Annotated in this window: 5 protein-coding genes; 2 read left to right on the plus strand and 3 right to left on the minus strand. The window is 49.1% G+C overall.

The annotated features are described in order from the left end of the window. The coding region (locus JRI89_14580; GenBank protein MBW2072464.1) for a hypothetical protein at positions 1 to 155 on the plus strand (155 nt) is incomplete at its 5' end. A gap of 39 nt (positions 156 to 194) precedes the next feature. Here JRI89_14580 and JRI89_14585 read toward each other — a convergent pair. From JRI89_14585 to JRI89_14595, 3 genes are all read right to left on the minus strand, one after another. Continuing rightward, positions 195 to 2,984, minus strand: coding sequence for a tetratricopeptide repeat protein (locus JRI89_14585; protein ID MBW2072465.1), 2,790 nt, complete (start codon positions 2,982 to 2,984; stop codon positions 195 to 197). A 123-nt stretch (positions 2,985 to 3,107) separates the two neighbouring features. After that, entirely contained in the window at positions 3,108 to 3,671 is a 564-nt protein-coding gene (locus JRI89_14590; protein MBW2072466.1) for a hypothetical protein, read from the minus strand. Positions 3,672 to 3,716: 45 nt separating this feature from the next. Continuing rightward, on the minus strand, positions 3,717 to 10,079 hold the full coding sequence (locus JRI89_14595; GenBank protein MBW2072467.1) for a hypothetical protein: 6,363 nt from the start codon (positions 10,077 to 10,079) through the stop codon (positions 3,717 to 3,719). A gap of 1,045 nt (positions 10,080 to 11,124) precedes the next feature. On the opposite strand from JRI89_14595, the gene JRI89_14600 reads away from it, so the two are divergent. Then, positions 11,125 to 11,373: bifunctional (p)ppGpp synthetase/guanosine-3',5'-bis(diphosphate) 3'-pyrophosphohydrolase (locus tag JRI89_14600; GenBank protein MBW2072468.1), on the plus strand; the 249-nt coding region annotated here is incomplete at its 3' end.

Consider the following 11,373-nt stretch of genomic DNA (forward strand, 5'->3'; position numbering starts at 1 on the left):
CTGGTGGTTCGGCAATCATTGATCCTCTGGGACAAATCGTGGCGCACGGGGGTGAGAAGGAAATTCTCCTCATAGCTGATATAGACCCTTCAATCGTGGCGGAAGTCAGACAGAGCTTGCCTTTTCTCAAAGATCGGCGCAGGACGGAGGTCTGACGTAGAACTTGCAGTAAAGCATCTCAGGTCTCTCTTTCGTTATTTTTCTCTAAAATAGCTTTCCGGAATATTGTTTACGACATAATAGATGGCCTTTTGAATGCAGTTCCTGATGGCCTGTTCCATGGGGGTGTTTCTGAACATACTGAAGCTCACTGGCATGTCAAAATTACTGATTGGGACATTCGTTCCGAAAGTACCCTGCACTGATCTTGCGCTCCCTGGAATATGTTGAGCCGATAGCAACCTTCCTGTGGCCACATCCACTACCCTGATATCAATAGCCATATGGGCCTCATTTTGGGAAGCTCCCATCGCAAAAGGAACGTCGGGTATACTCATCCACATTGCGGTTCCCTGAGCTTCGGATTCAAATTCAGTTACTGCGCCATAGACCATGATACTGGCCACATCCATCTGCCCTGTAGAGATAGCGGTACCTCTCTTTGCCATGGCAGATCTGGATAGGGCCTGCTCTGCTGCCAGTCCTGAAATATCGATACGTTCCAGGACGATGAAATAGCCGCTGTTGTGAAGACCGGTCAGGAGCATTTCCCGCAAGCCGTCTCCAATGACCTGACCGGCAGTAGCGGCCTTCACCCGGAAATCTCCGACCACAACAGTGGCCTTGAGGCCATCCGGCCGGCCGGCAATTGGAACTGATATGCCCTTCAAAGCGTCGGCGAAACCAGCCTTGGCCAAATTCTGCCTAGCAGCCTGGCCTGTTTCCCCACCGGGGTCCAGTTCTGCCGCCTTTTGCCAGAATTTCTGTGCTTCGGCCATCCTTTTTTGCTTGGCAATGGCAGTCCCAAGGGTGATCAGGGCGTCTGGATTGTCGGGGCTGAATTTCAACGATTCTCTAAGAAATCTTTCAGCTTCGGCATATTTTCCTTTCTGAAAAAAACTCCATCCCAATCCGTAATAGATCCTACCGCCAAAAGCAAGCCGCTGATCAGGGGTGGCTACCTCGAGAGCCTCTTCATAGGCCTCAATCGCCTTTGAATAACTCTTCTTTTGACTATGGATGTCTCCCAATCTCATCCATACTGGGACGAGTTGGGGCTCCCGTTTAGCTGCAAGACGGTAGTATTTCCCTGCTTTCAGCCAGTCTCTCTGGTCAAAGTATATGTCTCCAAGGACAATATGGGCACTCGTATTGTCAGGATCAATTTCAAGCGCTTTTTCACAACTTTCTCTCGCTCGGGAATAATTCTGCAGCAATCTAAGAACAATGCCTAAATTGATCAAAATTTCCAGATTCGGTGGACCCACATCAAGGGCCTTACGGTAAGCAGCAACTGCCTCTGAAAACATATACCTGTTTTGATAGGTCTTGCCCAGATGTGTCCAGGCAAGCTGTACTTCTGGGTTGAGTTCAAGACCTTTTTCATAATATTTTCCGGCTTCTTGCCACTTCTTGACATCAAGATAAATGTCTCCCAGTGTGAAATAAGAAGGGGGATAATCAGGGGCAAGTTCAATGGCCCTGTCAAGGCTGGCTTTGGCTTCGGACTGCCTGCCCTGCTTCCGCAAACAGAGTGCAAGGGCGTGCAACATCCATGCTTGAGGTGGACCTAGTTCAATAGCCTTGTGGTAGGCTTCTGTCGCCTCTGATAACCTATTTTGTTTCCTGTAGAGGTCTCCCATGTTGCCCCAGGTAATTTGGTCATTTGGATCATCCTCAAGGGCAAGTCTGAAATATCTTTCGGCTTCTATAAAGTCATTTTCCGTGAGATAAATCGTCCCAAGATTCGATTTATAGGCTGAAATCTTCGGTGCAAGCTCGATCGCTCTTTTCAAGCTTCTTTTTGCAGCATCCAGATTTCCCTCTTCCTTCAGAATAAAGCCAAGGACTGAGTGTCCGTCAGCAGTATACGGAAAGTTTTTTGTCAGCGTTGCAGCCAGAGACTTTGCTCTAGATAAATCTTTGTCTACCAGGGCTTGGTTAATACGCATATGCAGGCATACATCCTCTGGAACTCTCCCCATTATCGCCACAACGGTTTGCGGCCTTCCGTGGCGTTCCATTACGAAACTCAGTTCCTGGCCAGGCCTGGTTTTTTTGAAAAACTCCATGAGCGCCTTGCTGTCATGCATTTTAACGCCATCGACAACCTTGATGATATCACCAACCTCAAATCCCGCCTGTTGTGCAGCTGAGTCAGCCTGCAACCTTTTTATCTCAATGCCTCCGTAATCAGACATATTCTCAATATCTGCCCCAAGCCAGCCCTGAGCGCAGGGGTCCTGTTCTGCTTTTTCGGAGGCTGAGTCCTTGACCGAAGCGAACTCTTCCTTTCTTGTCTGCGGTCTGGCACCAGGGGTGACCACGATATCCCTTTCCCAACCTTGGCGAACCACAGTCAGCGACAGTACTTCGCCCGATGGAAGCGATCTGACAAGGGGGACAAAGTCCTTGGCACGCCATATTTTGTGGCCCTTGCTGTAGGTGATGACATCTCCGATTCTTAGTCCGGCCTTGTCTGCAGGACCACCCCGGGTTACCGCTGTAATCCTAGCACCATGTCCGGGTTCCTCATATGGTGGTTGATCTACAACCTTCAGACCAAGCCACTTTTTCGCTGGCGCCTGGCGGTCCGTGAGCTTTATCTCCTTCAGCCACCCCCCTCTGGAGACTTTAAGCATCAGAGATCTTTCAGCTTCCATATCCCTCAGCATCTCGATTAGATCCACTGCACTGGTAATACGACAACCATCTGCCTCCAGAATGATGTCTCCTGACTTTATGCCGCCTCTGGCAGCAGGTGAATCCGGCACCACACTGACTATCTCGACACCTGAACCAGCGGTCCAATCTCTTACTTTCATCCCCCACTGGGCAGCAAGGCATGGCACTCCGGATGTCAAAAGGAGCACTAAAACCCATCCGCAAAAGAGGAAATGTCTTGTTTGCTTCGGTAGCAACATAAGCCAGAAACTCCAGTTTTTCTCTCACAGTTCATACTCTACTGTGGATGGCTCCCCGGCAGATGCGGGAGATTGTCGTGGCTGAGCAACTTGCTTTTTTTCTGGAGCTGCAAGGGAAGATGCCCGTGGGTTGGCGTGTTCTTCAAATTTAACAACCGGCTTTTCCCTGGGCAAATCCATATACTTTGCAGTCAATATGTCATTGAAAGCCGTGTAAAAGTCATTGACAATCCCTGGCAGTTCGTCCGTATAGGCAATGTCAGAACCCGCAATACTGGTAGCACTTACTTCGATAGGTCCGCCAGGGCTGCGGCCAATATGTACCTGAAGATAATAAGTTCCTTTGGCCCCCCATCGCGTTTCGACCTTTTCCCCATACAGGTAGCCAGCAGCCTCGTTCTGCTTCGTGATCCAGAACCCGAGCCTCTGCATGGCCTGGGCGGCGGTCTTGACGCTTTCAGCCACACTCACATTGTAGTCTCCAGGTACTGCCTGCCTATCGGTGTGCCTCATTCCGGCGCAGCGAGCCAATAGAAGCACAGCAAGCAAGGCGATGAGCAGCTCACCGACCAACACTTTCTTCTCCATGATTGTTTTAATCCTTTCATAATAAGGCCGCAGCTAGATAAACTGTCACTTCTCCACGCAGCTTGCCTGGACTCTGGGAAGCTGTGTGGGCATTTTCGAAAGTGGTCCTTCGTGCACGTAAACCCTGATCGACTCATTCTCGAATCGAAACGTGTTGAAAAGACGTTTTCGTATTTTTTCGCAGTGAGACTTCACCTCCGAACGAGCAAGCAGAGCAACTTCGTAGTGGACCCACTTCCACCTCTTGCAAGAAGCCTTTGTATATAGATGTTCCTTCGCCAATATATACCATCCCTTTTGGGGAGTGGCCGTAGTGTCTGCGCCACCGTTTCCACCTGCACGAGTTGTTTTCTTGTCAGTACACCTGGCTGGTGGCGGCGGCGTAATGGACGGCTTCCGCTCATAGGGTCCGTCCACCTTGATAGAGACAATTCTCTTTATCTTCCCCCCCCTAGGGTGGAAGGTCTTTTTAGCACGCTTCTTCACTTGTTCACGGGATGCAGCCTGCTCCTGGAAGCGGACGGTTTCAATACACCGTTCGTCCTTGCTTTCTGTTTCCACGACCACCTCCACAAGGAAATAATGAAGGTCTTTTGAATCACCGCTTCCTGTGGTTGGCGGCTTTTCTCCGCCACTCCTGTGAGGCGGCTTCTCGCCTCTTCTGTCATCATGCGAGCTCCGCCTACTTTCTCTATCATGCGATCGTTGCTCCATCTGGTCTCGAGATCGCTCCAGATTCTCCATCATCTGCTCGTAGGTGTATCTGCCGCCGCCTGCACCATCAACTGAGCCAGCACCGTATCTGCTGGTCACCTCCTGGCTTCGGCGCTGCTCTCGTTCTTCAAACATGGCAATCACGTCCGTCGGAGCCTCGAGCGGCCGTCCCTCTGGAGCTTCTGCTGCCACGTTTGTGAAACACTGTCCATCCCTGTCGCATCGCCAGCTTGGGCAGTTGCCATCAACCCAGCTCCTCGTGTCAGGCTCACTGACAAATGGTCCTGCCATGAGCCAAAATCTGGTGCGGTCAGGATTCTTTCCAAGATGGACAGTCCCGTGCGCCTTGCTACACAACACATACCATTCTCCACCTTGTCCAGGTGTTCTGGCACAGATTCCTGTACTGCTGCATCGCCAGTTGGGGCAATTGGCGTTTATCCAACTTCGTCCATCTGGTTCGCCCAGAAAAGGGCCGGCCATCACCTCGTGTTTAACGGGGTCAGGTCTCTTGCCAATAGTGACAGCTCCAGTTCGTTTGTTACAGAGCACGTACCACCCTCCTGTGCCGGGCGGAGCCACAGTCGGTTCGCGGGCACAGAGTCCTTCGTTCGTGCAGCGCCAGTTGGGACAGTTCTGCTCAATCCACTGCCTCACTGTCCGTGGACCCGGGAAAGGTCCGCTCATAATAATGTGTTTCGAGGAGACAGGATCCTTACCATAGGTAACCTCCCCCGTACTCTTGTTACAGAAGGCATACCATTTGTAGGCATCAGCAGGTGGCTGAGGAGCCTCCCTGTCGACCTGATCCGCCCTGCTTACAGGCCCGGTCAGGGCAGTGATCTCGGCCGTTCCCCTGCATCCCTCCCAAACAGCCTCGATTCTGACGCTCTCGGTGAATAATTGCTCTCGCTGAGGTGTAAAAGTGTTGTTTGGTCCGGGCTTCCAAGTTGTCCGTGGGTCAAGAGTGACGTCCAGTTGACTCCCATCGTCAAATACGGCTATGGCAGTAAAAGTAATCGTATCGGGTATGCTGGTCCTAGCCACAGTCTTGTGAGGCGTTATTTCGAGATACCTGCACTTTCTAACTCTCTCGACCGGAGAGGATTCTCGTTCTGCAGGTCCCTCGGGCTCCTCAGTTGTTTGATCCCTGATATCATTGTCTTCGATAATCAGAATCGCCTCGTCGCGCCCCAGTTTGGCCCCACCAGTTGCATTTCGAAGTCTGAGACGAACGATTCGATTTCCGTCCTCAACGTCATTATCCAGGATGGTCACTGTGAAAACAGGTTTGTCCGCATGACGTTTTCCGTCCTGCCAGGTCAGGGTACTTGACCTAGAAATGTAGTCTATACCCGCTTTGCCGCTGTCATCCATAGTTTCATATGCGACAGCAACAATACCTGCAGTACCTCCTGTGCGTACAACCTCGATATCTATGGAGCCCGCATCCTCTGCCACCCTGTATACGGCTTTGGCAAACCCCAGAGTGCCGTGATCGTCGTCGTCTTCTATGACCAAGATAGCCTCACTGCGGTCTCCCAGTTCTACATTGCCATCAGGGTCCAGCAGTTTGAGGCGGACGATTTCGTCGTCTTCTTTCAGGTCATCATCGTTGATAAATACGTAAAATTTTTGCGGCCCAAAGTCTCCTTTCTCCCAGGTTAGAATCCCCCATGATCGATCATAATCACCGTCTCCCGAATGGTCTCCTGCCTTGGCCGTCAAGTCCTCAGTCAGATACTGCACCGATATTTTGCCCTTGCCTTCGCCGAAACGTATGACCTCGATAGTGGCGGTCCCGGCACTCTCCTTGACACGGTAGACGGCTTGGCTGAAAAAGACCCTGTCCTTAGGGCTATCAGTAGCCGCTGGGGGCTCTTGATCCTTTTCTAAGCAAATTATGTCTGTGGCAGCAGAGGCCCCATGCAGATTGTTCTCTTGCGGGTCTCTTACATACAGACTGAAATAATTCGCACGTATCCCATATTCACCTTTCTTGGAGCATTTGAACGTGTTCCTGTAGCAAGTACTGGCATTGTCGCACGGGTGCCACTTATGCGGCCTCTTACCCCAGTCAATCCAGTACCACTTGGCAATCCTCGTGAGGTCATCTTCCTTGAGAGTACCAGGATCTTGCGGACTCACAACTGCCAGCTTGAAAGTAAACTCGAGTGGCGGATCACCAACTTTGCTTACAGGATTCAAGGGGTGTAGTGTCTTGCGCTTCACAATGACATTGGGATTCGGCCGATACACCTGTACATAGTATGTCTGTTGGGCGCCCAAGCCCCAGTTACTTTGGGAGACTCGAGGCGTCGGCAGCGGATGCCCATAAGCACCTGAGACTCCCACCCACCCCCTCTCCGGATTGAAGGGGTGACGGCCACTCCAGAAGACCCCGCCTCCCCATCTGCCCAGGGAAGCGCCAACGCTGGTGAAGCCGCCCTCCCAGGAGAGATAAGGATCATCTGATATATTCCTAGACTGACTAATACTGACTCCTGCGCTGGGCCCACCCCCAATAAAGCCTCCGAAACCCCCGAAACCATACAAACCATTTCGGGGATCGTTTTCACCAAAGTATTGATAATTAAGGCCAACTACCGGGCCAACTGGTATACCAGAAATGGGCCCCCCAGTGCTGGCAGTAAATCCCCATAGTCCGAAACGGTCTGTGTGGTTTACCGGATCGTTATTGGCGTAAGCATACAGGTTCCATCCTCCCCTGAAACGAATCGGGTCTGGACTGATAAAACGTCCTATTCGCGGGTCGAAAAAGCGGGCTCGAAAATAGTACAATCCGGTATCAGCATCCCAGCGGCGGGCATTGAAAATGTATGCGTTGCTGCCGATGGAAACCTCGCGGAGGTTCTGACCGAAAGGATTCATTACATAATTCTGAACAATGTTTTCATTGGAATCATATATTCTTTTTACATCATTGTTCACTCCAAGAATATATATATTCAGTTTGCCATCCATCCAAAAAGAGAGCGGCTCGTCTATGTCGGGGCCATGGACATACCGTAGATCAGGAACCGCTTTTCCTTTATTATATTCAGCAATCACATCTTCTTTGTCGTAAAAGTACTCGGTTAGATTGCCATCAACCTCTCTTCCTGCCAATCGTCCAAAGGGATCATACAAGTACCTGACAACTTTGCCTGCAGCAGTCTTGACTCTTATTAATTGACCTAATGGGTTGTACTCATATGTCGTTCCATCAGAGCGACTTTCTAGCTGGCCGTTTTTATTGTAGCAATATTCAAGAGTTCCATCATTTAGAAGTTCATTCAGGGAGCCATATTCAGAAAATTTCTTCCTTCTGTTTAGATGGTGTGAAATCCTGTTCCCTGCATTATCATATATAAATAATTCCTTATAATCATTTGGACCATCTACTTGGACGAGTCTTCCTCCAAGATCATATTCGTACCTCCAGGCTCCTTCATTGTCGCGTGCTTGGGTGATTTTCCCTGAGAGGTCGCGCGTCAACTGGAGAAAATAAACTGCTTTTCCCTGGCTGTCCACAACAACAATCCTGGAAAGCAGTCCTCTCCGGTCATATGAGAAGGTCGCTGTAATTCCGTTTGGATATTTCTTTTTTAGGAGACGACCTATTATGTCATGTTCAAAAGAGTAGGTTTCTCCACCAGGGCCTGTTATTCTCGTCAGAAAGCCTCTCCTGTCATACTCGTAGCTGGTGCGTTTGCCTTCAGGATCGATCATCTCCGTTCTCTGGCCCTTGTTGTTATAGCGGTAACGTATGGTTCTACCTTTTTTGTCTTTGATCTCTTCAGTATCTCCGAATCGGTTGTACTTCACCTGATAAGCAGTATATTCATTGCAGACGTTGACAAGTTGTCCCCATTGATTGTATTCCCACCTGCTCTGCCCATCTTCAAAATCTTGAAGCACAATCCTTCCCAGTTTGTCCCTTTCGAATTTCACGGTCTGACCCTGACGGTCTTTTTTCTCAACAATTCTTTTAGAACGATCGATTTCAGTCCTTTCGGATGTGCCATCCGGAAATATCAGTTCCGCAATCATGCCTTTGTAATATTTAAATCTATACTTGTTGCCGTCAGCATCAATCAAAGTCCTCAATGCCCCCGTCTTGTCGAAATCAAATTCCAGCCGCTCCGCTGCGCCATTTATTATTGCTGCAAGTCTTCCGTATTTGTCATAAGACCATCTGATGATTCTCCCCTCACCGTCAGCCATTACTACAGGACGGCCCAAAATATCAGTTTGCAGTGTTGTAACACCGCCTTCTTCATCGACAATTTTTGTTGTTCTGTTCACGACATCTCGTTCATATATCCAGCTGCCTGTTACATCTTCAATCAGTTCGACATAACCGTCCTCATTATTATATTCTTGTTTTAGTATCAGATTATTATCATAGATAACTTCAGTAATCCTTCCCCGGGCATCCCGCTTGAATTCAGTCAGGATCCCCCACTGATCTGTCACGCTCTCGAGCAGTCCCGACAGCAGCTCATATTTGTAGACAATTGTAGAGCCTCTTGGACCAGTGACAGTCAGTATACGACCATCACTGCTCCAGTGATACGTTGTCCGGTTCCCTAGCACATCCTCATACGATGCAAGCATACCATCAGGGCTGAAATTCCATCTTTCTTCTTTGCCTATTGGTGCCTTTCGACGTACCAGCCGCCACGATTTATCAAAGTGGAGGATGGTTCGATTGCCCTGGGCATCGAATACTATGCGCTCTCTGCCAGATCGGCGAACTTCGACTTTCCTCACAATTTGTCCGAATTCATCTGCTACCTCCTGCCGATAATCACCATATTTGTCACTGCCAAGAAGAATGTATCGGTATGAATATGAAGGCCCGCCCTCTATGCTCCGTTTTGCCAATAGACCGTTTACATAAGCAAATTTCTGCAAACAGCCACCGATCACTTGATAGGACTTCAAATGTCCGTCTCTGTAGTAGTCATAAACCATTTCATGCCCGATTGAATTAACCCTGCGACTTAGATTGCCATTATGATCGTATGCGTAGGTGCACTGGAGACCACCAGGCCCCTCCGCCACCTCAATCCTCTTGTTTCTGACACGAAAGTGGATCTTCTTTCCCAGCGGACCCTCGATATAGATGGGAGTAATCCCATCAGTCGCTCTTTTTATGAACAGTTCATTGCCCACTGCATCTCTCTTGGCGACGAGATAGCCGTGTGTGTTGAACTGCCATTGCTCTCCATTTCTGAGCAGAAGCCAGTAAATTCCTTCAGCCGATTTTAACAATTTGTATCCTGTCATGGCTGGTTTGGGTTGTGGGAAGAAGTCAGTGCCGTTCTCACTTGTATAAATATGTTCTTGACCGTCTCCAGCTACCAGAACTACTTTTCCATTTTTTTCCTTGTCTATCCTTATATCCAGTGGATCACAGATCCAACCACTGCCAAAGAACCCAGTCCTTTGGCTCCGGCTGTTGTAAGTCCGGCTGAAGGAGAGCCGTACGTTCAAGTCGGTTGGGTTCTCAATATCCAATTCTGCCAGATAAAGGTTGCCTGCATATTCCGTGTCTGGCCCTATGTGCACGGGAACTTTTCCAAAGGCGTCAGTTTGTCCTGTGGATATCTCCATGCTGGCAAATAAGATAATGAACACGAAAATCATAGAAAATGACGCTCTTCGTGAAACAAGTCTACCTGACATAAATGGGACCCTCCTGCCTGAGAAAATTTCCTTGTTTCATTCTGTAAATTCTCTAGGCTGCTCGTGGGCAGAGAAACTTGCCTCTGAACTTGAATGCATCTGAAGGTGAAGCACACTTGAGTTCAGCTCATCACAGGGGCGCTTTAGTGTAGTATTTTCTCCTATCATAATGATGTGCTGGTGCGGCTGTTCATACTGAGCCTAAGCGCAGAACATACAGCCATCTTCTGATCGGCCGCGGGCCAAAATAATCTTGAAAAGGAACTTGACTGTAAACATCAGCCTTCTGCCGAAGATTATACACCTGCTGCGGAAAAAGTTGCGCCTCACCGCGAGAGCAGCCCTTAGACTCTGTATGCAAAATATACGGGTGTCATTGCCGGAGAAAGTGAGTAGGTTTACTTGCATATTCCTGGCTACCTGAATCTATAGATCTGGAAAACTGCCTGTATATTATGCATTCTCAAACAAGATAGCAAGATAAAAACTTGACAGACATATACGAGGCGCCCTTTCATGACAAGAGTTTTTGCGATTTGCAGCAACAGCATGCCAATCTTGATCTCGATGGACGTCTTCTAGTGTGCAGCACAAACCTACGCCTTCATCAGATAAAACAAAAAATGCGGCAAACGACAAGTCCAGGTCATGAAACTTCGGCTGCCGCTCCTGCAAGAAGATTATTTCTTGCGATGAATAATTATTTTCCACCTGCAAAGACCATTCAATGGCAGAATAGAGTACTCTATAGAGGTTGCTACGTGAACTGAAGTATGTTATTTGGGTACTACTTGCCGGCATTCACCCCAAGAACGGAGGTTATTTAACCAATCGGCCTAGCGAGATCGGGAAAATGAGCTCCTTCAGCGGACAATCCTACCGCACCACTTCCGGATGGTGTCTGAAGTATATCTTAATGACACGTGGCAGGTTCGAGCCAACTTCAGAACGCCAGCAAGGATGACAATGGCTATGATTCAGCCACCTCAGGGAAGCTGGTACATAAACTATCTCGGTCGAAACACCAAGACATGAGAGGAAATCAATGAAAACCAGATTCCTGCAGAATCGCATGAAGAGACTCTTCACTGAAGGGTTCACGGTACTGGATATTGCTGAAGCCCTTGTCTCTTTTGACGCCGACAGAAGTGCTGCTGAAGTCAAACAGTTCATGGCCGACAACGATCTGGAAATTGTCGGTCTCAGAAAAGACGGCCTTGTATCAGGCTATGTCAGGCAGGAGGAGTTGCTCACCGGCAAATGCGTCGATTACCTCCGCAGCTTCACGGACGCT

The sequence above is a fragment of the Deltaproteobacteria bacterium genome (genome assembly GCA_019309045.1).
Taxonomy (GTDB): domain Bacteria; phylum Desulfobacterota; class Syntrophobacteria; order BM002; family BM002; genus JAFDGZ01.

What these genes read in the sequence shown, in the direction of transcription:
- JRI89_14585 (MBW2072465.1), bottom strand. Translation starts at nt 2,984, where the DNA reads ATGAAAGTAAGAGATTGGACCGCTGGTTCAGGTGTCGAGATAGTCAGT.
- JRI89_14590 (MBW2072466.1), bottom strand. Translation starts at nt 3,671, where the DNA reads ATGGAGAAGAAAGTGTTGGTCGGTGAGCTGCTCATCGCCTTGCTTGCT.
- JRI89_14595 (MBW2072467.1), bottom strand. Translation starts at nt 10,079, where the DNA reads ATGTCAGGTAGACTTGTTTCACGAAGAGCGTCATTTTCTATGATTTTC.